The organism is Frigoribacterium sp. PvP032, from assembly GCF_017833035.1.
Classification (GTDB): domain Bacteria; phylum Actinomycetota; class Actinomycetes; order Actinomycetales; family Microbacteriaceae; genus Frigoribacterium.
In genome coordinates this window covers 1492566-1512920 of the sequence record NZ_JAFIBM010000001.1, presented here as the reverse complement: position 1 = coordinate 1512920, position 20355 = coordinate 1492566, and the positions used below count along the sequence as shown (strand labels likewise).

Annotated in this window: 17 protein-coding genes and 1 tRNA gene; 8 read left to right on the top strand and 10 right to left on the bottom strand. The window is 71.4% G+C overall.

Annotation, left to right across the window (positions count from 1 at the left end):
• Positions 1-2: 2 nt before the first annotated feature.
• From JOE35_RS06965 to leuC, 6 genes are all read right to left on the bottom strand, one after another.
• The gene (locus tag JOE35_RS06965) at positions 3-1151 is read right to left on the bottom strand and encodes a D-alanine--D-alanine ligase family protein (RefSeq protein ID WP_209560480.1); all 1149 of its coding nucleotides are present in this window, start codon (positions 1149-1151) and stop codon (positions 3-5) included.
• Between the two features lie 93 nt (positions 1152-1244).
• A complete protein-coding gene (locus JOE35_RS06960; protein ID WP_209561923.1) occupies positions 1245-2258 on the bottom strand; it encodes an NAD(P)H-dependent glycerol-3-phosphate dehydrogenase in 1014 nt (337 codons plus the stop codon).
• 112 nt (positions 2259-2370) lie between these two features.
• Complete coding sequence (locus JOE35_RS06955) at positions 2371-3195, bottom strand: 1-acyl-sn-glycerol-3-phosphate acyltransferase (protein ID WP_209560479.1); 825 nt, start codon at positions 3193-3195, stop codon at positions 2371-2373.
• A gap of 7 nt (positions 3196-3202) precedes the next feature.
• Positions 3203-4570: a UDP-N-acetylglucosamine 1-carboxyvinyltransferase gene (gene murA, locus JOE35_RS06950; protein WP_123546459.1), complete on the bottom strand. Its 1368-nt coding sequence runs from the start codon at positions 4568-4570 to the stop codon at positions 3203-3205.
• Positions 4571-5167 carry a 3-isopropylmalate dehydratase small subunit gene (gene leuD / locus JOE35_RS06945; protein WP_209560478.1) on the bottom strand — a complete coding sequence of 199 codons (597 nt, stop codon included), beginning with the start codon at positions 5165-5167 and terminating at the stop codon, positions 4571-4573.
• The gene (gene leuC / locus JOE35_RS06940; RefSeq protein ID WP_307803125.1) at positions 5167-6684 is read right to left on the bottom strand and encodes a 3-isopropylmalate dehydratase large subunit; all 1518 of its coding nucleotides are present in this window, start codon (positions 6682-6684) and stop codon (positions 5167-5169) included. Before leuC ends, leuD begins: the two co-directional genes overlap by 1 nt.
• 393 nt (positions 6685-7077) lie before the next feature.
• On the opposite strand from leuC, the gene JOE35_RS06935 reads away from it, so the two are divergent.
• The 7 genes from JOE35_RS06935 (at position 7078) to JOE35_RS06905 (ending at position 15891) form a co-directional block, all read left to right on the top strand.
• The gene (locus JOE35_RS06935) at positions 7078-8583 is read left to right on the top strand and encodes a PQQ-binding-like beta-propeller repeat protein (protein WP_209560477.1); all 1506 of its coding nucleotides are present in this window, start codon (positions 7078-7080) and stop codon (positions 8581-8583) included.
• Entirely contained in the window at positions 8580-10202 is a 1623-nt protein-coding gene (locus tag JOE35_RS06930) for a PQQ-binding-like beta-propeller repeat protein (protein WP_209560476.1), read from the top strand. The genes JOE35_RS06935 and JOE35_RS06930 overlap by 4 nt, the downstream gene beginning before the upstream one ends.
• A 50-nt stretch (positions 10203-10252) precedes the next feature.
• Entirely contained in the window at positions 10253-10921 is a 669-nt protein-coding gene (locus tag JOE35_RS06925; protein WP_209560475.1) for an alpha-ketoglutarate-dependent dioxygenase AlkB, read from the top strand.
• Between the two features lie 154 nt (positions 10922-11075).
• The gene (locus JOE35_RS06920; RefSeq protein ID WP_209560474.1) at positions 11076-12149 is read left to right on the top strand and encodes a LacI family DNA-binding transcriptional regulator; all 1074 of its coding nucleotides are present in this window, start codon (positions 11076-11078) and stop codon (positions 12147-12149) included.
• Positions 12150-12283: 134 nt separating this feature from the next.
• Entirely contained in the window at positions 12284-13642 is a 1359-nt protein-coding gene (locus tag JOE35_RS06915; RefSeq protein WP_209560473.1) for an ABC transporter substrate-binding protein, read from the top strand.
• A 129-nt stretch (positions 13643-13771) separates the two neighbouring features.
• The gene (locus JOE35_RS06910; RefSeq protein WP_209560472.1) at positions 13772-14911 is read left to right on the top strand and encodes a carbohydrate ABC transporter permease; all 1140 of its coding nucleotides are present in this window, start codon (positions 13772-13774) and stop codon (positions 14909-14911) included.
• A complete protein-coding gene (locus JOE35_RS06905) occupies positions 14908-15891 on the top strand; it encodes a carbohydrate ABC transporter permease (RefSeq protein ID WP_133737753.1) in 984 nt (327 codons plus the stop codon). The genes JOE35_RS06910 and JOE35_RS06905 overlap by 4 nt, the downstream gene beginning before the upstream one ends.
• A gap of 228 nt (positions 15892-16119) precedes the next feature.
• Here the strand turns inward: JOE35_RS06905 and JOE35_RS06900 are convergent.
• Positions 16120-16195: transfer RNA gene (locus JOE35_RS06900), tRNA-Glu, on the bottom strand.
• A 155-nt stretch (positions 16196-16350) separates the two neighbouring features.
• Between JOE35_RS06900 and JOE35_RS06895 the strand changes: the two genes are divergently transcribed.
• A complete protein-coding gene (locus JOE35_RS06895) occupies positions 16351-16986 on the top strand; it encodes an MBL fold metallo-hydrolase (RefSeq protein WP_209560471.1) in 636 nt (211 codons plus the stop codon).
• A gap of 174 nt (positions 16987-17160) precedes the next feature.
• Here the strand turns inward: JOE35_RS06895 and JOE35_RS06890 are convergent, their stop codons facing one another.
• From JOE35_RS06890 to serA, 3 genes are all read right to left on the bottom strand, one after another.
• Positions 17161-17466, bottom strand: a complete 306-nt coding sequence (locus tag JOE35_RS06890; protein WP_209560470.1) for a hypothetical protein — start codon at positions 17464-17466, stop codon at positions 17161-17163.
• 25 nt (positions 17467-17491) lie between these two features.
• Positions 17492-18325 carry a hypothetical protein gene (locus JOE35_RS06885; protein ID WP_209560469.1) on the bottom strand — a complete coding sequence of 278 codons (834 nt, stop codon included), beginning with the start codon at positions 18323-18325 and terminating at the stop codon, positions 17492-17494.
• A 384-nt stretch (positions 18326-18709) separates the two neighbouring features.
• Positions 18710-20299, bottom strand: coding sequence for a phosphoglycerate dehydrogenase (gene serA / locus JOE35_RS06880; RefSeq protein WP_209560468.1), 1590 nt, complete (start codon positions 20297-20299; stop codon positions 18710-18712).
• Positions 20300-20355 lie beyond the last annotated feature (56 nt).

Sequence of the window (20355 nt, the reverse complement as noted above, 5' to 3'; positions counted from 1 at the left end):
GCTCAGCGGTCGGTGGCGAGCCCCAGCTCGACGAGCTCCGTGATCAGCTCGGGGTAGCTCAGGCCGCTCGCGAGCCAGCAGGCCGGGAACATCGAGATCGGCGTGAAGCCGGGCATCGTGTTGACCTCGTTGACGACCCACCCCTCGTCGGTGAGGAAGAAGTCGACCCGGGCGAGCCCGGTGCCGTCGATGGACTCGAAGGCGAGCGCGGCGAGGCGCTGCATCTCGGCGAGCTCGTCGTCCGACAGCGGCGCCGGGCACAGCAGGTCGGCGCCGGCACCGCCCAGGTACTTCGACTCGAAGTCGTAGAAGGTCTCGTCGCCGAGCACGATCTCGCCGGCGACGGAGGTGCGCGGCGCTCCCCCGTCGCGCCCGCCGAGCACCGCGCACTCGATCTCGCGGCCGACGACGCCAGCCTCGACGAGCACCTTGTGGTCCTCCGCGAGGCCGACCTCCATGGCGGCGGCCAGCTGCTCTGGGCCGTCGACGCGCGAGACGCCGACGCTCGACCCGGCACGGGCGGGCTTGACGAAGAGCGGGAAGCCGAGCTGTGCGACCTCGGCGGCCACCGCCTCCGGAGCGCTGGTCCACTCGGCACGGCGCACCGTCCGCCAGGGGGCGACAGCGATGCCGGCCTGCTGCAGCACGGTCTTGGTGAAGTGCTTGTCCATGCCGACGGCCGAGGCGAGCAGGCCCGCGCCCACGTAGGGCAGCCCGGCGAGCTCGAGCAGGCCCTGCACGGTGCCGTCCTCGCCGAACCTGCCGTGCAGGATCGGGAACACCACGTCGACGTCGCCGAGGAGGCGGACGTCGCCGTCGGGCTCGACGACGCTCAGCCCCCGGCTCGTGGCGGTCTCGGGCCAGCGGACGCGGGTGCCGTTGTCCCGCACCTCGGGCAGTGACTCGGCGTCGAGCGCGAAGAGGGCCGCGTCGTCGGGCTGCAGCGTGAAGGCGCCCTCGCGGGTGATGCCGACGGGCACCACGTCGAAGCGGTCGCGGTCGATCGCGGCGAGCACTCCGCCGGCGGTGGCGCAGCTGATCGAGTGCTCGCTCGAGCGGCCGCCGAACAGGACGACGACGGTCTGCTTCTCGGCAGGCGCCGGAGCCTCGGTCGCAGGGGCCGCAGCCGTGGCGGGGGTGGTGGTGGTCATCGAGGGGCCCTTCGGGTGGTTCGGCGCCGCGGCCCGGCGTGAGCGGGCAGGAGGCGCAGGTCGCGTCCGTGACGGACGCCGCGCCTTGTGCCGCTACTCGCCCTGGGGCTCGTCGGTCTCGGTCAGGTGCGGCGCGATGTTCCGCGGGTCGAGCGTACCGGCGAGCACCTCGGCGACCTGCTGCACGATGGGCATGTCGACGCCTCGTGAGCGAGCCAGCTCGAGGATCGGCGCGACCGAGCTGAGCCCCTCGGCCGTCTGGTTCATCTGCCGGACGACGTCGCCGAAGGCGTAGCCCTGGCCGAGGAGGCGGCCGGCCGTGTTGTTGCGCGACAGCGGCGACTCGCACGTCGCGATCAGGTCGCCGAGGCCAGCGAGCCCCGCGAGCGTCTCGGCCTTCGCCCCGAACGAGACGGCGAACGAGGTCATCTCGGCGAGGCCGCGCGTGATGATCGAGGCCTTGGTGTTCTCGCCGTAGCCGACACCGTCGACGATGCCGATGGCGACCGCGATGAGGTTCTTGAGCACCCCGCCGAACTCGGTGCCGATCACGTCGGTGTTCACGAACGAGCGGAAGTACGGGTTCGTCGCGGTCGCGGCGACGGCCGTGGCAGTCTCGAGGCTCTGCGACGAGACGACGGCGGCGGTCGGCTGGCGCTTCGCGATCTCGAGGGCGAGGTTCGGGCCCGACGCGACGGCGATCAGGTCGGGGTCGATGTCGAGCTCCTGCTCGACGACCTGGCTCATGCGCAGCCCGGTCGCCTTCTCGACGCCCTTCATGAGGCTCACGACGGGGACGCCGGACGGCACCAGCTCACGGATCGCGGCCAGGTTCTCGCGGAGGGTCTGGCTGGGCACCGAGAGGTAGACCTGCTCGGCTCCGCGGAGCGCCGCGGCCACGTCGGGCGTGGCCACGAGGGTGCGCGGCAGGTTGATGCCCGGCAGGTAGTCGCTGTTGCGCTTGGACTCGGTGATCTCGCGCGCGACCTCGGGACGCCGGGCCCAGAGGGTGACGTCCGCCCCGCCCTCGGCGAGGACCTTGGCGAACGTGGTGCCCCAGCTGCCCGAGCCGAGGACGGCCACCGTACGGGGCACCGCGCTGCGCATCACGACCGAGATCGCCTCCGTCGTCACCGCGCCCTCGCCGAGCGCCCCGATCGCGTCCTCCCGCGACCCGGCCCCTCGACCTGCGTCGCTGTTCACGTCACGGCTGCTCACGTCACGGCTGCTCAAAGCGTCCGGTCTCCTTCTGGTGCTTCGTGTGCGGGTCCCACTGCTCGGCGGGCGCCTCCTCGTCGCGGAGGCCGGCCAGCAGCTCGGTGATGCGCTGCATGACGAGGGCCGTGGCCTCGGTGTAGGCGGCCTGGTCGAGGTGGCGGCCGCGCCACGGCGACAGGTCGACGGGGTCGCCGATCGCGGCCACGATGCGCTTGCGCGGGAACAGGCTGATCTTCGCCGAGTAGCGGCCCATCACGTGCTGGCTGCCCCAGTGCGCCATCGGGATGAGCGGCACCCCCGCCTGGAGGGCGAGGCGGACGGCGCCGCTCTTGCCCTTCATGGGCCACAGGTCGGGATCGCGCGTCAGCGTCCCCTCGGGGTAGATGATCACTCCCCCGCCACTGGTCGCCAGCGCACGGCCGGCCTGGAGGGGGTCGCTGTCGTGCGTGCGTCCGCCGCGCTCGACGGGCACGTGCCCCATCGCGCGCATCAGCGAGCCGAAGAGGGGCACGCGGAACAGCGAGGCCTTGGCGAGGAACCTCGGAACGCGCCCGATCGTCCACATCAGCCGCGCCACGACGACGGGGTCGATGTTGGTGTAGTGGTTCGGCGCGAGCACGAACGCGCCCTCGGCCGGCAGCTTCTCGGCGCCGCGGACCTCGATCCGGGCGAGCCGGTCGAAGAGCGGTGCGCCGACGGCGGCGACGCCCCGGAACACGGCGCTCTTCTCCTTGCCGCGACCGAAGCGGCCGACCCGGCGAGGCGTCTGGACGAGGGGCGCGTCGACGCCGCCGGCCGGCGGGGTCGGCGAGGAGGCGTCGCTCACGTCGCGATCAGCCCTGGAAGTCGAAGTCGGCGCCCAGCTTGCGCAGCTTCGCGATGAAGTGCTCGTAGCCGCGGCTGATGATGCCGACGTTGCTGATCTTGGACTCGCCCTCGGCCGTCAGGGCGGCGATGAGGTGGCTGAAGCCGCCGCGCAGGTCGGGCACGCGGATGTCGGCTCCGTGCAGGGCGGTGGGGCCGTTGATGACGGCCGCCTGCTCGAACTCGCGGCGGGCGACCCGGCGGTCGTGGCCGGGCAGGCCCTCTTTGTGGACGGTGATGTCGGCGCCCATGTCGTTCAGCGCCTCGGTGAACTGGAAGCGGTTCTCGTAGACCGTCTCGTGCACGATCGAGGTGCCCTGCGCCTGGGTCAGCGCCACGATGAGCGGCTGCTGCCAGTCGGTCATGAAGCCGGGGTGCACGTCGGTCTCGACGACGACGGGCTTGAGCTCGCCGCCGGGGTGGAAGAAGCGGATGCCGTCCTCGTGGACGTCGAAGTCGCCGCCGACCTTGCGGAAGACGTTGAGGAACGTCATCAGGTCTTTCTGGTCGGCACCCTCGACGAAGATGTCGCCCTTGGTCGCCAGCGCGGCGCTGGCCCAGCTGGCGGCCTCGTTGCGGTCGTTGATGGCCCGGTGCGTGTAGCCGCGGAGCGTCTTCACGCCCTCGATGAAGATGACGCGGTTCGGCTCGACCGAGACGATGGCGCCCATCTTCTGCAGGATGGCGATGAGGTCCATGATCTCGGGCTCGATGGCCGCGTTGCGGAGCTCGGTGACGCCGTCGGCGAGCACCGCCGTGAGCAGGACCTGCTCGGTCGCGCCGACGCTCGGGTAGGGCAGCTCGATGTTGGCGCCCTTGAGGCCGTCGGGCGCGGTCAGGTGGATGCCGTTGTACGACTTGTCGACGACCGCGCCGAAGGCCCGGAGGGCGTCGAGGTGGAAGTCGATGGGACGGTCGCCGATGCGGCAGCCGCCGAGGTCGGGGATGAACGCCTCGCCCAGTCGGTGCAGCAGCGGGCCGCAGAAGAGGATCGGGATGCGGCTCGAGCCCGCGTGCGCGTCGATCTCGGCGAAGTGCGCCGACTCGACGTTGGCCGGGTCGAGGATCATCTCGCCTCGGGCCGGGTCGGTGATGCGGACGCCGTGCACCGACAGCAGCCCGCGGACGACGTTGACGTCGCTGATGTCCGGGACGTCGCGCAGGATGCTCGGGGTGTCGCCGAGCAACGCGGCGACCATCGCCTTCGTGGCGAGGTTCTTCGCCCCGCGCACCTCGATCCGACCGATCAGCGGCTTGCCGCCGCGGATGACGATCTCATCGGACTTCAGGCCGACACGGGCCCCTGCAGCTGCTGCGTCTTGGACGAGAGAGTTCACTTACTTCACCGGCAATGTCTTCGGGCGCCAGGCGGCGCGGCGGGTTTCGAATTCTGTGATCGCGGCTTCGTCGCGGAGGGTCAGTCCGATGTCGTCGAGACCCTCGAGGAGGCGCCACTTAGTGTAGGCATCGACCTCGAACGAGACCGTGAGGTCACCGACCGTGGCGGTCTGCGCGGCGAGGTCGACCGTGATCTCGACGCCGGGGCTCGCCTCGACGACCGCCCAGATCCGCTCGATGTCGTCCTCGGCCACGACGGCGCTCAGCAGACCCTGCTTGCCCGAGTTGCCCCGGAAGATGTCGCCGAAGCGCGAGCTCAGCACGACGTCGAAGCCGAAGTCGCGGAGCGCCCAGACAGCGTGCTCGCGGCTCGAGCCGGTGCCGAAGTCGGGGCCAGCCACCAGCACCCGGGCGCCCTGGTACTCCGGGCGGTTGAGCACGAAGTCCGGGTCCTGGCGTGCCGAGAAGAAGAGCGCGTCCTCGAAGCCGGTCTTGGTGACCCGCTTGAGGAACTCGGCCGGGATGATCTGGTCGGTGTCGACGTTCGAGCGCTTCAGGGGCGCGGCCACGCCGGTGACGACGGTGAACTTCTGCACTAGGACGCGCCTCCTGCGGTCTGGCCTGCCAGCTCGGCGGCGACCTGGTCGTGGATCGGGGTCGCCGTGGCGTCGCCGGCTCCGGCAGCAGCACCACCGGCGCCTGCCTCGTCGGCCGACAGGTCCCACGGGGACGACAGGGTGCCGCGGACCGCGGTGGCGGCCGCGACGAGCGGCGACACCAGGTGGGTGCGCCCGCCCTTGCCCTGGCGACCCTCGAAGTTGCGGTTCGAGGTCGACGCGCAGCGCTCGCCCGGGGCGAGCTGGTCGGGGTTCATGCCGAGGCACATCGAGCAGCCGGCGAAGCGCCACTCGGCGCCGAAGTCGGTGAAGACCTCGTCGAGGCCCTCGGCCTCGGCCTCGAGCCGCACGCGGGCCGAGCCCGGCACGACCATGACGCGGACGCCGTCGGCCTTCTTCTTTCCCTTGACGATCGACGCGAACGCTCGCAGGTCCTCGATGCGGCTGTTGGTGCACGAGCCCATGAACACCGCGTCGACGGGGATCTGCTTCATCGGGGTGCCGGCCTCGAGGGCCATGTACTCGAGGGCGCGCTCGGCGGCGGCGCGCTCGTTGGGGTCGACGACGGCCGACGGATCGGGCACCGAGTCGCTCAGCGACACGCCCTGGCCGGGGTTCGTGCCCCAGGTGACGAACGGCTCGAGCGAGTCGGCGTCGAGGAACACCTCGGCGTCGAAGACGGCGTCGTCGTCGGTCGGCAGGGTCTTCCAGTACGCGACCGCCTCGTCCCAGTCGGCGCCTGTCGGGGCGTGGTCACGGCCCTCGAGGTAGTCGAAGGTGATCTGGTCGGGAGCGACCATGCCCGCGCGGGCGCCAGCCTCGATGGACATGTTGCAGATCGTCATGCGACCCTCCATCGAGAGGGCGCGGATCGCGCTGCCGCGGTACTCGAGCACGTAGCCCTGCCCGCCGCCGGTGCCGATCTGCGCGATGACCGCCAGGATGATGTCCTTCGCCGTCACGCCGGGGCGCAACGTGCCCTCGACGGTGACCGCCATCGTCTTGAAGGGCTTGAGGGGCAGGGTCTGCGTCGCCATGACGTGCTCGACCTCGCTCGTGCCGATGCCGAAGGCCATCGCGCCGAACGCGCCGTGCGTCGAGGTGTGCGAGTCGCCGCAGACGACGGTGATGCCCGGCATGGTGAGGCCGAGCTGCGGCCCCACGACGTGGACGATGCCCTGCTCGGCGTCGCCGAGCGGGTGCAGGCGGACGCCGAACTCGGCCGTGTTGCGGCGGAGCGTCTCGATCTGCGTGCGGCTGGTGAGGTCGGCGATCGGCTTGTCGATCGCGAGGGTCGGGGTGTTGTGGTCCTCGGTGGCGATCGTCAGGTCGGTGCGCCGCATCGGCCGCCCTGCCTGCCGGAGCCCGTCGAAGGCCTGCGGGCTCGTGACCTCGTGGAGGAGGTGGAGGTCGATGTAGAGAAGGTCGGGGGCGCCGTCCTCGCCCTTGACGACGACGTGGTCGTCCCACACTTTCTCGGCAAGCGTCCTGCCCACGGGCACGCCCCTCTCCTCGGGTGTCTCGGTCGGAATGATCGTCGAAGTCTACGCCAGCGCCTCCCGGCCCCTGCCCGACGCGCTGCGGGGTGCAACGCGGCTCCTGGCACGCCGCATTCCCCCGTCGAGCGACACGTCGAGCGACACGTCGGACGACGCGGCGAGCGACACGGCGAGCGCCGCAGGCGACGTCTCCGAACACGAGGTGGGCGCCCGCCTCCCTGCGGGTCCTGACTGGTACCAGGTCGATCGTCGCTCCGCGACGGGGCCGCCCGACGAGGAGGTCGACCGAGCATGGCGCGAGACGACGCTCCCTGGCTGCCGCCCCGTCCGCGTGCGGGCCGTCGGGCCGACGAGCCGGGCCCAGTCGTACCCGCCGCGCCTGTCGCATCCGTGGCGCCCGATGCACCCGTCGCACCCGTCGCACCTGTCGCACCCGTCGAGGAGGCGCCCCGCCGCCGGCGCCGGACGACCGCCTCATCGTCGTCCCGCCTGCGCGCCGCCTACCTCTCGCTCGCCGCCGCGACCGCGCTGGTCCTCGTCGTCGGCGTCGCCGTCGTCCCCCGCTACGGGGACGGCGGCCCGCCGGGCGGCGCGGCGGCGGCCGACGAGCTGCGGCGCCTGCCGACGGACGCCGCGTGGACCCTCGACCTCGCGGCCCTCCTGGCGCCCGACGTGCCCCCGGCATGCGTGCACGTCTGGCCCTCCGCCGCGGCCGACGGCCTCGTCGCCGTCGGCACCTCGGTCGACCTCGAGACCGACGACGCGGCGTCCGCGACCGGCTGTCGCCGCTCCGCCGTCTCCGGGAACACGAGCCGCGTCGCGCTCGTCGAGGCCGCGACGGGTCGTGTCCGATGGGTGCACGACCTCGCCGGGGACGTCCCCGACGCCGACGCCCTGGCGATCCCCGCCACGCAGGTCGTGCCGGGCGCCCGTCGCGTGCTGGTCCAGGTCCAGACCTCCGGCGGCGCCGCCCAGGTCGCGCTCGACATCGCCGACGGGGCCGCCCAGGAGGTGGCGCGCGGGCGCCGCGACCTGCCCGCCGTGAGCGTCGCCGCCGTCGGGCGCCTGCAGCTCCGGGCCGTCGGCGGGACCGACGACGCGTCGCGCCGCTTCTCCCTCGTCGACGCGGGCGACCTGACCTCGCCCGTCTGGCAGGGCCGCGCCGACGTCGGCACGACGCCCCTGCTGCTGGACGCGGGAGTCGTGGTCGAGACCGACGGCCGCAGCTCGTTCGTCGACGGGAGGACGGGCCTCTCCCGTCCGCTCGAGCAGGGCAGGGGCACGACCGTCGAGACGGCCGCGACGGGCCCGGCGGGCGACGACTCCCTGTACCTGGTCGAGCGGGCGGGGCGGGACCGTCCGACCGTGTCGGCCGTCGACCCGCTCGGCGACCGGCGGTGGACGACCGCCGTCGAGGCAGGTGCCCTCGCCGTGACGGACCGGTGCGTCCTCGCCCTCTCGGCCGACGCCTCCTCCGTGACCTGCCTCGACCGCGGCGACGGCCGCACGCTCTGGAGCCGCGACCTCGGCGGCCCCGCCAGGGTCGTCCCCGTGCCGGGGCAGTCGCGGGACGACGTCTGGGTCGTGGCGCAGCGGGACGACGGCCCCGAGCTCGCCGCTCTCGACGCCGGGGACGGCTCGCGCCGCGTCGCCCTGCCGCTCGGCCCGTCCGACGACGTCGTCGCCGCGTCGCGCACCGTGGTCTACGTCGAGACCGATGACTCCGGGATCCGTCCCGACGCCGTCACCGCGTACGACGCGTCGGGCGGACGGCGGCTCTGGACCTCGACGTCGGCCGGCCGTGCGTCGTTCTGGGGCGGCGCGCTGGTCGTCGTGGACGACACGGCCGCCGCCACCCGCCTCGTCGACCGCACCAGGGTCGGGAGCACGTCGTGACGGCGCCGGACGACCGGTGGCTGCCCTCCCGGCCGAGCGCCGCCGTGGTCTGGGAGAAGCCGACGACGACGCCCGACGGACGAGCGACAGCTGCCGAGGAGGCGGCGGCCGGGCAGCAGCACCCGCCCACGCCCGGCAGCCCGTCGCGCCGTCCGCCGGAGCCCGGCCCGCGGTGGTGGCGCGGGCTCGCCCCCGCTCGTCGCCTCGGGCTCGGCTACCTCGCCCTGGTGGTCGCCGCCGTGGCGGTCACCGCCGCCCTCGTGCCCGGCCAGCCGGTCTACGGCGGGCTCTCGCCCTGGCAGGGCACCTCGACCGTCGACCTGCGGGAGGCGCCGACCGCCTCCGGCTGGACCGCCGACCTCGCCGGCGCGCTCGCCCCCGGCGCGCCCGCGCTCTGCCTGCGGTTCCCGTCGGTGCCGGTCGGCGACGACGGCCTCGTGCTCGTGCGCGCCGCCCCGGCCTGGACCTACGGGTTCGCCAACGACTCGGGCTGCGGCAGCGACACGAGCCGGGTGGGGTCGCGGGTCGCGCTGCTCGACACGCGGGACGGCCGGATCGCCTGGGTGCACGACGCACGGGACGACTTCGACGACCTGGGCGACCTCGAGGGCGCCGAGGTGCTGTCCGCGTCGGCGATCGGCCCGGAGGGCGCCCCCGACCGGCTCCTCCTGCGGACGTCCGGCGGCACGCTCTCGAAGCTCGTGTCCCTCGACCCGGCGACGGGGAGGGTCGTCGACGGCTCCGCGCCCTGGAGGACCACGGACAGCGACCAGTTCCAGTCGGAGGGGCAGGTCGTCCTCACGGGACGGCAGCCGTCAGCGGGCGGCGCCTACCGCTACGAGGTCCGGGACGCGAGCGACCTGGGGCACGTGACGTGGCGGGGTGCCGGCACGACGACGGGCGTCGTCCTCGCGCTGCCGGACCGCGCCCTGGTCTCGACCTCGGAGGGCACGGTCGCCGTCGACCCGACGACGGGGCGCCAGCGCGACTGGGGCACCCGGCTCGACGCCCTGGTCGGGCCGCTCGTGCACGACGACCTGATCGTGTCGACGTCGGGCCGCTCGGGCGGCTTCACGGCCGTCGACCTCGACGGTCGCACCCGGTGGACGACGTCGTCCGAGCTGCAGGGGGCGCCGAGCGCGGCGCGCAGCTGCCTCGTGGTGACCGACGTCGCGGAGGACCGCGTGAGCTGCGTCGACTGGGACACGGGCGAGACCCGCTGGAGCCACGAGCGCCGGGGAGCCGTCAGCGTCGACGGCCTCGCCGGCCAGACCGACGACGACCTCTTCGCCGCGGCGCCGACCGGGGGCGACGGGGCGCTGGCCCTCCGCGTGCTCGACGGCGCGGACGGGGCGACGACGTCGGTCGTCGAGCTGCCGGGAGGTGCGGTGCCGGCGGCGACCGGACGCACCGTCGGGTACGCGTTCGCCTACGGCAGCTCGGGCGGCCGCTCGACGGTCGTGGCCTTCGACCGGTCCTCCGGCGAACGGCTCTGGGTCTACCAAGGTCGACTGCAGGTGTCGTTCTGGGGCGGGGTGCTGGTCGACGTCGACGTCGACGGGGTGGCCCACGAGCTCACGGGGCCCGCGGCGCGCGACGTCGTGTCGCCCCGCTGGTGACGTCCACGTCGATCGAACGCGTGTTCGAACGATCGGCTAGGCTGCGGAGCATGACCACGACCTTCACCTCCTCGCTGCTGGACGGCCTCGACGACGAGGCAGGCTCCGGACCGGGGCACGGCACGGGGCTCCGCGACCTCGACGGGGCCGTGCAGCACCTGCCCCTCGACGACGGCGCGTGGCTCGACCTCGTGCCCGGCTGGGCGACGGGCAGCGACGCCATGTTCGAGCGCCTCGTCGCCGAGGTCTCGTGGCAGGCCGACACCCGGACGATGTACGACCGCGTGGTCGAGGTGCCGCGGCTGGTGTCGTCGTACGGCGAGCACGACGTCCTGCCCGACCCCGTGCTCGGCACGGCGCGTGACGAGCTCAACCAGTGGTACTCGACCCGACGGGCTGCCCCCGCCGAGCAGCTGTTCCGCCGCGCGGGGCTCTGTTTCTACCGCACGGGCGACGACAGCATCGCCTGGCACGGCGACCGGGTCGGCCGCACGATCGACCGCGACACGATGGTGGGCATCCTGTCGCTGGGCGCGCCGCGCACCCTGGCGGTCCGGTCACGGCGCACGGGCCGGGTGCAGCGCTTCCCCCTCGGCCACGGCGACCTGCTCGTGATGGGCGGCAGCTGCCAGCGCACCCACGAGCACGCGATCGCCAAGACCCGCAAGGCCGTCGGTCCGCGCATCTCCGTGCAGTTCAGACCGGTGTGGCCCGCGTAGGCCGCCCACGGCCGGAGCGGGCCGCGCCGGTCTGGACCAACAGGCACCGCGGCCGGTGTGGCCCGCGCAGGCCGCGGCCCCCACCCGACGCTCGTCGCTCATCACGGTCTGCGCTCGTATGCTGAGCGCACGACCGACGACGAGGTGGACGAGCATGGCACCAGCGACCCGTGACGACGTGGCGCGCCTGGCCGGCGTCTCGTCGAGCACCGTCTCGTACGCCCTCAGCGGCCGTCGGACCATCTCGGACGCGACCCGGCGCCGGGTCGAGGCTGCCATGGTCGAGCTCAACTACACGCCGAACGCGTTCGCCAGGGGCCTCGCCGGGTCTCGGGGCGGCATCCTGGCACTGCACTACCCGTACGGGCGGCGCGGCGTCACGTCGTCGGAGTTCGAGTACGTCGCCGCGGCCACGGACCGGGCCCGGGAACGCGGCTACCACCTCCTCCTCTGGTCGACGCCGATCGACGACGTCGAGGGTCTCGAGAGCCTCGTGAGCGAGGGCCTCGTCGACGGGGTCGTGCTGATGGAGCTGACGCCCGAGGACGACCGGGTCGCGGTCCTGACGGAGGCGCGGGTCCCGTTCACGAACATCGGCCGCCCCGACGACGTGGCCGGCCTCTGGTTCGTCGACGCCGACTACGAGGCCCTGGGGCGCCTCGCCGTCGAGCACCTGACGAGCCTCGGCCACGAGCGGGCGTTCTTCCTCAGCCAGTCGGTCGGCCCGCACGAGCGCGGCTCGGGCCCGCTCGCCCGGGCGTCCCGCTCGCTCGGCGACGCCGCGTGCGCCGCCGGCCTCGCCCTCGAGGTGCACCACGCCGCCGTCTCCGTCACGGGAGGCCGCGCGGCCTTCGACGTCTTCGAGGCGTCACCGGCGCGTCCCACCGCGGTGGTCGCGTTCAACGAGACCGCGCTGGCCGGCTTCGTCCAGGCGGCGGCCTTCGCGGGCTGCTCCGTCCCCCGGGACGTGTCGGTGGTGGCCCTGAGCATCGGCGACCTCGCCGCGGACATGACCTCGCCGCCCCTGACCACGGTCTCGCCGCCCGGGGTCGAGCTCGCGGCGGCCGCGGTGGACCATCTCGTCGACCGGCTGGAGGGGCGCCGTCAGGACGCGCCGCACCTCCTGGTCGCCCCTCAGCTCGTGGTGCGGGGCAGCTCGGCGCCGGCGTCGAGCGGTCCCCGCGCCGCCGCCGCGTCTTCTGAGCGTCCCGGTGCGGCGCGCCGCTAAGAAGCCTTGTTGCGCGCCTCCTGCGCGTGTGTGACACTCATCGTCGACGCGCGTCGACGACGACGTGCGCGGCACTGGCCCGGCTCGGCAGCACGAGCAGGTCAGGTGCATCGCAACTCGATGAGGAGATCACCATGCGAGCATCCCTGCACCGCAGGTTCACCGGCCCCCTGGCCATCCTGGCCGCATCCAGCTTCCTGCTGGTCGGCTGCTCCGGAAGCGCGGACCCCAACGACCCGAACGCCGGCGGCGACGCGGGCGGATCCGTCGGCACGGCCGACGGCGTCGTGAACATCTACGGCACGATCAACGGCGACGAGGCGACCCTGCTCGAGCAGTCCTGGGCGGACTGGGAGAAGCAGAACGACATCGACATCAAGTACACGGGCGACAAGGAGTTCGAGAAGCAGATCGGCATCAAGGTCCAGGGCGGCGACACCCCCGACCTCGCGATCTTCCCTCAGCCCGGCCTGCTCGCCGACACGGTGAAGTCGGGCAAGGTGCAGGAGCTCCCGGCCGACGCGCTCGCGAACGTCAAGGAAGGCTGGTCGGAGGACTGGCAGAAGTACGGCCAGGTCGACGGCACCCAGTACGGCGCTCCGCTGATGGCCAGCGTCAAGGGCTACGTCTGGTACTCCCCCGCCAAGTTCGCGGAGTGGGGCGTCGAGATCCCCAAGACCTACGACGAGCTCGTCGAGGTCTCGAAGACCATCCAGGAGAAGACCGGCACGGCGCCCTGGTGCGCCGGCTTCAACTCGGGCGAGGCCTCGGGCTGGCCCGGCACCGACTGGGTCGAGGACCTCGTGCTCCGCGAGGCCGGCCCCGACGCCTACGACTCGTGGGTCTCGGGCGACACGAAGTTCACCGACCCCGAGATCAAGGCCGCGTTCGACTCCGTCGGCACGATCCTGCAGGACCCGACGATGGTCAACGCCGGCTACGGCGACGTGAAGTCGATCAACTCCACGGCGTTCGGCGACGTCGCCACGAACGTGGCGAACGGCAGCTGCGCGCTGACGCACCAGGCCTCGTTCTTCGAGGGCTTCCTGACCGCCGCGAACAACGCCGACGGCACACCGGCCACGGTCGCCGAGGACGGCGACGTCTGGGCCTTCCTGACCCCGCCGATGAAGGAGGACGACCCGGCTGCCGTCACCGGCGGCGGTGAGTTCGTCGCCGCGTTCTCGAACGACGACGACACCGCCAAGGTGCAGGCGTACCTCGCCAGCGCCGACTGGGCCAACAGCCGCGTCTCGCTCGGAGGCGTCATCTCGGCCAACAAGGGCCTCGACCCGGAGAACGCCGGCAGCGACCTGCTGAAGAGCGCCGTCGAGATCCTGCAGGGCACCGACACCACGTTCCGCTTCGACGGGTCCGACCTGATGCCCAAGTCGGTCGGCTCCGACAGCTTCTGGAAGGGCATGGTCGACTGGATCGACGGCACGGACACCGACTCGGTTCTGGAGGAGATCCAGGCCGGCTACACCAGCTAGCCAGCAACCCCGCCGTGAGGGGCCGTCGCCGTGCGGCGGCGGCCCCTCACGCATCCCCGTCGGGCGCAGCCCTCCCCTCCCCTCGCCTGCGCCCGAACGCCCTGGTACCCGAACGTGAAAGGGACAGCGATGTCCAGTTTCTTCCAGTGGTTGGCGGGCATCCCGCCCCTGGCCCAGATCCCCCTGATCCTGCTCGCCTTCGCGGCGCTGGTCGGCGTCGTGCTCGTCTTCGTCGAGTTCGCGCCCCGCCGCGGCCTGCAGTACACGATCCTCCGCCTCGCCGTCTGCGTCGTCGTGCCCGTCGTGGTGCTGCTCGCCTTCGGCCTCTACCAGTCGGTCATCTGGGTCGCGGCGATCGCGGCCGTCCTCGGCGGCGGGCTGTTCCTGCTCGACTACCGCTCGAAGCGCGGGGCCGGCTACTCGCTCCAGCTCATCGCGTTCATGACGCCGGCCGTGTTCTTCCTGCTGATCGGCCTGATCTACCCCACCATCACCACGGCAGGCCAGGCGTTCATGAAGAACGACGGGTCGGGCTTCGCCGGCCTCGACAACTTCATCTGGGTCTTCACCAGCCCCGACGGGCTCACCGCCTTCGGCAACACGCTGGTCTGGGTGCTGCTCGCCCCGATCACCGCCACCGCGATCGGCCTCGCCTACGCGGTGTTCATCGACAAGAGCCGCGGCGAGAAGTTCCTCAAGCTGCTCGTCTTCATGCCCATGGCCATCTCGTTCGTGGGCGCGTCGATCATCTTCAAGTTCTTCTACGACATCCGCCAGGGCGACCAGATCGGCCTGCTGAACGGCATCCTCGTCGGCTTCGGCGGCCAGCCCGTCGACTGGCTCGGCCTCGAGCCGTGGAACACCCTGCTGCTCGTGATCGTGCTGATCTGGACCCAGGCCGGCTTCGCGATGACCGTGCTGTCCGCGGCCATCAAGGGCGTCCCCGCCGAGCAGCTCGAAGCTGCCTCGCTCGACGGGACGAACGGTTTCCAGGCGTTCCGGCACATCACCGTCCCCGGCATCCGCACCACGATCATCGTCGTGCTCACGACCATCTCGATCGCCTCGCTGAAGGTCTACGACATCGTCTCGGCGATGACCGGCGGCCGGAACGACACGACCATCCTCGCGTTCGAGATGGTGCGCCAGTTCCAGCTCGGCAGCCGCACCGGCTACAGCTCGGCGCTGGCCGTGATCCTGTTCGTGCTCGTCCTGCCGATCGTCATCTACAACGCCCGCCAGATCCAGAAGCAGAGGGAGATCCGATGACCGCCACCCCCACCCCCGTCGGGGTCGCCGTCGGCTCGGGCACCGAGCGCCAGCTGAAGCGCGGCCTCGCCGCCGTCGAGAGCTCGAGCGGCAAGCTGAAGAAGGGCACCACGAGCCGTGGCGCCACCATCGCGGCGCTGATCATCGCCGCCATCTGGACGCTGCCGACCGCCGGCCTGTTCATCTCGTCGTTCCGCCCCGCGAACGACATCAAGACGACCGGCTGGTGGACCGTCTTCGCCAACCCGGGGTTCACGCTCGACAACTACGTCAACGCGTTCAACTCGGGCGACAGCCTCACCCTCGGCAAGGCGTTCTTCAACTCGCTCGTCATCACGCTGCCCGCGGCGCTCATCCCGATCACGATCGCCAGCCTCGCGGCCTACGCCTTCGCCTGGATCGACTTCAAGGGCCGCAACACGATGTTCGTGCTCGTCTTCGCCCTGCAGATCGTGCCGATCCAGATGGCCCTCGTGCCGCTGCTCCGGCTCTTCTCCGACGGTCTCCGGGTCGGCGGCCTGTACATCCTCCCCGGCCTCGGGGTGAACGGGCTCGACGGCTCGTTCGCCAAGGTGTGGATCGCGCACACGATCTTCGCCCTCCCCCTGGCGATCTTCATGCTGCACAACTTCATCTCCGAGATCCCGGCGGAGGTGATCGAGGCGGCCCGCATGGACGGCGCCGGTCACGGCCAGGTCTTCTTCCGCATCGTGCTGCCGCTGTCGATGCCGGCCATCGCCTCCTTCGGCATCTTCCAGTTCCTGTGGGTGTGGAACGACCTGCTCGTGGCGACGGTGTTCACCTCGGGGCAGGGGCTGCCGATCACCAAGGCCCTGCAGGACCTCTCGGGCTCGTACGGCCAGTCGTGGGAGCTGCTCACGGCCGGGGCGTTCATCTCGATCATCGTGCCGCTGATCGTGTTCTTCGCCCTGCAGCGGTTCTTCGTCCGCGGCCTGCTGGCCGGCGCCACGAAGGGCTAGACCGCCCTGCGGTGCTCGACCTGCCGCCTGGCGGGACGGCCCCGGCGACGTCACCTCGACGCCTCCGGGGCCGTCCCCGTCCGGGCTGCGCGGCGAGTGGTCAGTTGCGGTCTTGCCGCGACACCGGCAGGACCGAAACTGACCACTCGCCACGGGAGCTGACCGGAGGGGCCTTCAGACCGGCCCCGGAACGACGAAACCGCCCGGCGAGTGCCGGGCGGTTCGTGGTGGTGACCCCAACGGGATTCGAACCCGTGTTACCGCCGTGAGAGGGCGACGTACTAGGCCGCTATACGATGGGGCCGTATTTGCAACTCGTCGAGTATGCCACAGCTGTCGAGCCGGTCACAAATCGAGGCCGCCCCGCGTGTCGCGGGCAGTCCAGGAGGCAGCAGGAGCGCGCGGGAGGCGGGGCGGCCAGGGGTCGTCGGGAACCCCCGCGGGCGTACAGTCGGCCTCATGCGCCTCACGAAACTCGAACACGCCTGCCTCGTCGTCGAGAAGGACGGGCGCAAGCTCGTCATCGATCCCGGCTCGTTCACCGCTCCCCTCGTCGACCTGCACGACGTCGACGCCGTCGTCGTGACCCACGAGCACGCCGACCACTGGACGCCCGACCAGCTCGCCCACCTCCGCGAGACGAACCCCGACGCGGTCCTGTACGGGCCGCAGGGCGTCGCGGACGCGGCCGACGGGTTCGAGGTCCACGTCGTCACCGACGGCGACACTGTCGAGGCCGGGCCCTTCAGCCTGTCGTTCCACGGCACGCGGCACGCGGTGATCCACGAGAGCATCCCTGTGATCGACAACGTCGGCGTCATGGTCGACGGGTCGCTGTTCTACCCGGGCGACCAGTTCACCGTCCCGAACGTGCCTGTCCAGACGCTCGCGACACCGGTGGGCGCTCCGTGGCTGAAGGTGTCCGAGGTCATCGACTACGTGGCGGCGGTGAAGCCGGCGCTGGCCTTCCCGACGCACGAGCAGACCCTCTCCGGCCCCGGTCTGGCGATGCACTTCGACCGGATGAAGGCGAGCGCGCAGTCGGTCGGCGGCGACGCCGTGCAGCTCGCGGCGCACGAGTCCATCGAGCTCTAGGCGCAGCCGCTCCCCCGCTCCCCCCGCACAGCACGACGCCCCGGCACCGGTCCGAGGACCGACACCGGAGCGTCGCATCGTTGCTGATCTTTTTCTGGAGCACTCGCCTCTCAAGCGTTCTTCACGGGTGACCAGCCGTTCCCCTGAAGCCCCTCGTCGCTGCAGCGGCTGCCTTTACTCACTCGTTGCTGTCTGCTCGCGCCGGGTGAGCCCGATGAACCAGAGCGGAAGTGGGAGCGCGAGAAGAAGGACGGAGCCGACCATGCCGGCCACGGAACCGCTGATGTGGACGCTCGGCGCGTCGACCATGGCTCTGGACCCGTCGAAGGTGACCAGGACGGGGATGCCGATCGTGTTTCCGTTCGTGAAGGCTTGAGCCGCGAGCAACATGGCGACCGTGCCCAAGACCAGTATCGCCATCACCAGGGAACACGCCGAGACGAGTCCCACCGCCAAGCCCGAGCCTCTCTCCGTGTCCATGATGCCTCCTTCGCGCTTCCTCATGTCACCGGACGCAGCGTGCTGTGAACCCGTTGATGGTGGAGAGCTGCGGGTACTTGTTCTGCGCACGGCAAGTGTTCCACCAGCTGACCACGAGCCACACGGCCACGCCTAGAGCAGCCGCTGCAACGACGATCAACGCTGCGGCAGTGATGACGATCACGACGACTGGCAGCGGGTCTGCGACGACCGGGTACGCGACCCCTTCCAGACCCTTGTGGTCGACGATCTGAGTCAGGGTGTTCCCCTCCACGGAATAGCGCGTGGGGACATCGATGCCCGCAGCGTCTTGCGCCCATGCTGGCTCGAACTCGGCCTTGACGACACCCTCCTGATCGACCACGCGTGCTCCACCGTCTGCCGTCGCCTCGAGGAGGTGCCCGGGGAGCAGGCCTAGATCGTACGCGAACGACTCCGCGGCCTTCTCGGAATTGATGACGGAGAGAAGCTGTACGCCGTCACCTGTGGGGATGACAGCACTGGCAGTCGAGTGCGCGGACGGATAGACCATGCTCCCCTGCCCCGAGGGCACGCTCGGTCCCGCCTCATCGGCGTTGGGAAGGCCGATGTTCATCGTGAAGTCCCCCGCCGACAAGGTAATTCCGTCCGTTGCCTCGTCAGGCACGACGACACCGACCATCGCGGCATCGGTTGCAGTTCCTTCCGCATCCGAAGACAGGGCCGTCGGGAGGCCGACACGGGGCACCTTGACTAAGTCACCCTCGACGTTCTCGAGAGCCTCCGCGACGATCTCCGATCCGACGAATCGTGGATCGACATGAGCGTGGACGGCAGATGCGCCCAGACCGACACTGGCGGTCAGCACGGTGAGACACATCAGGACCGCCAACGGGATGAGACGCCCAGTCGAGGGCCAAGGACGCACCTCCATCCGACTCCGATGTGCAGTCGAGCTGTCTGCGGTGAAGAGCACGTGTCGATTCATGCTGACGCCCCTGCTCTCCGAGGCTGACGACGGGCACTCAGGGCGGATGCACCCTCAAGAGCTATTTCAGTGATCGCGGTCTGATGTGACATGTGATCTCCGATCTCATCTGACTCGAGATGCGTCCGATACGCACAGTGTCACGTTTCACGGATCGGATCAATGCTCCGGAAGGGATTGGGGACAGCAGTGAGGCGCAGCACGACGCCCCGGTGGCGGTCAGAGGACCGACACCGGGGCGTCGTCGCGTCGCGCGAGGCGCGTGCGCGGGAAGGGCTACAGCGTGACGTCGATCTCGCGGAGGACCTCGGCGTCGATCGCCGTGCGCACCTTCTCGAGCAGGTCGTCGGGCGCGGGGCTGTCGATCGTGAGCACGCTGAGGGCCTGGCCACCGGCGCTGCGGCGGGCGATCTGCATCCCGGCGATGTTGATGCCGGCGTCGCCGAACTCCTTGCCGTAGACCGCGACGATGCCGGGACGGTCGCCGTAGACCATCACGAGGTGGTGGGCGGCGATCGGGACCTCGACGTCGTAGCCGTTGATCTCGACGATCTTCTCGACCTGCTTGGTGCCCGTCAGGGTGCCCGAGACCGAGATCTGACCGCCGTCGGCGAGCGAGCCGCGCACGGTGAGGACGTTGCGGTACTCCTCGCTCGTGGGGTCGGTGAGCAGGCGCACGGTGATCCCGCGCTGCTCGGCGAGCAAGGGCGCGTTCACGTAGCTGACCGACTCGCTGACGATGTTCGTGAAGATGCCCTTGAGCGCGGCGAGCTTCAGGACGCTCACGTCGTACTCGACGAGGTCGCCTCGGACCTCGACGTCGACGCTGGTGAGGGGCGAGTCGGCGAGGGCGGCGAAGACCTGGCCGATCTTCTCGAGCAGCGGGATGCCGGGGCGGACGTAGGGGTCGATGACCCCGCCGGCGACGTTGACGGCGTCGGGCACCAGCTCGCCGCCGAGGGCGAGGCGCACCGAGCGCGCGACCGAGACGCCCGCCTTCTCCTGTGCCTCGTCCGTCGAGGCGCCGAGGTGCGGGGTGACGACCACGTTCTCGAGGCCGAGGAGCTTCTGGTCGACGGGGGGCTCCGAGACGAAGACGTCGAGGCCCGCGCCGGCGATCTCGCCGGTGGTGAGCGCCGTGTAGAGGTCGTCCTCGTCGATCAGGCCGCCGCGGGCGACGTTGACGACGAAGGCGGTCGGCTTCATCGCCTTCATCTGCTCGAGGCCGATCATGCCCGTCGTCTCGGCCGTCTTCGGCATGTGGATGGTGACGAAGTCGGCCGTGGCGAGCAGCTCGTCGAGCGAGAGCAGCGTGACGCCGAGCTGCTGGGCGCGGGCCGGGGTCACGTAGGGGTCGTAGGCGACCACGTTCACCCCGAAGGCCTGCAGGCGGGCCGTGATGAGCGCGCCGATGCGGCCGAGGCCGACGATGCCCACCGTCTTCTCGAACAGCTCGACGCCGGTGTACTTCGAGCGCTTCCACTGCCCCTGCGACAGGGCGGAGTGCGCTGCGGGGATGTGCCGCGCGAGGCTCAGGATGTGCCCGACCGTGAGCTCGGCCGCGGAGATGATGTTCGAGGTGGGCGCGTTGACCACCATGACGCCGGCCGTCGTGGCCGCCTTGATGTCGACGTTGTCGAGCCCGACGCCCGCACGGGCGATCACCCTGAGCCCGGGGGCCGCCGCGATGGCCTCGGCGTCCATCTGCGTCGCCGAGCGCACGAGGACCGCGTCGGCCCCCGCGAGGGCCGCCAGCAGCGCCGTGCGGTCGGTGCCGTCCACCGACCGGACGTCGAAGTCGGGGCCGAGGGCCTCGACGGTGGCGGGTGAGAGTTCTTCTGCGATCAGCACGACGGGCTTGGCCACGGAGACGATGTCCTAACGAGAGAGGTCGGGGTGAACGCCGCGACGCGCCGTGGGCG

Excerpts from the sequence above, each read along its gene's own strand:
- JOE35_RS06965 (WP_209560480.1), bottom strand. The coding sequence starts at position 1,151 with ATGACCACCACCACCCCCGCCACGGCTGCGGCCCCTGCGACCGAGGCT.
- JOE35_RS06960 (WP_209561923.1), bottom strand. The coding sequence starts at position 2,258 with ATGCGCAGCGCGGTGCCCCGTACGGTGGCCGTCCTCGGCTCGGGCAGC.
- JOE35_RS06925 (WP_209560475.1), top strand. The coding sequence starts at position 10,253 with ATGACCACGACCTTCACCTCCTCGCTGCTGGACGGCCTCGACGACGAG.
- JOE35_RS06920 (WP_209560474.1), top strand. The coding sequence starts at position 11,076 with ATGGCACCAGCGACCCGTGACGACGTGGCGCGCCTGGCCGGCGTCTCG.
- JOE35_RS06915 (WP_209560473.1), top strand. The coding sequence starts at position 12,284 with ATGCGAGCATCCCTGCACCGCAGGTTCACCGGCCCCCTGGCCATCCTG.
- JOE35_RS06910 (WP_209560472.1), top strand. The coding sequence starts at position 13,772 with ATGTCCAGTTTCTTCCAGTGGTTGGCGGGCATCCCGCCCCTGGCCCAG.
- JOE35_RS06905 (WP_133737753.1), top strand. The coding sequence starts at position 14,908 with ATGACCGCCACCCCCACCCCCGTCGGGGTCGCCGTCGGCTCGGGCACC.
- JOE35_RS06895 (WP_209560471.1), top strand. The coding sequence starts at position 16,351 with ATGCGCCTCACGAAACTCGAACACGCCTGCCTCGTCGTCGAGAAGGAC.
- JOE35_RS06890 (WP_209560470.1), bottom strand. The coding sequence starts at position 17,466 with ATGGACACGGAGAGAGGCTCGGGCTTGGCGGTGGGACTCGTCTCGGCG.
- JOE35_RS06885 (WP_209560469.1), bottom strand. The coding sequence starts at position 18,325 with ATGTGTCTCACCGTGCTGACCGCCAGTGTCGGTCTGGGCGCATCTGCC.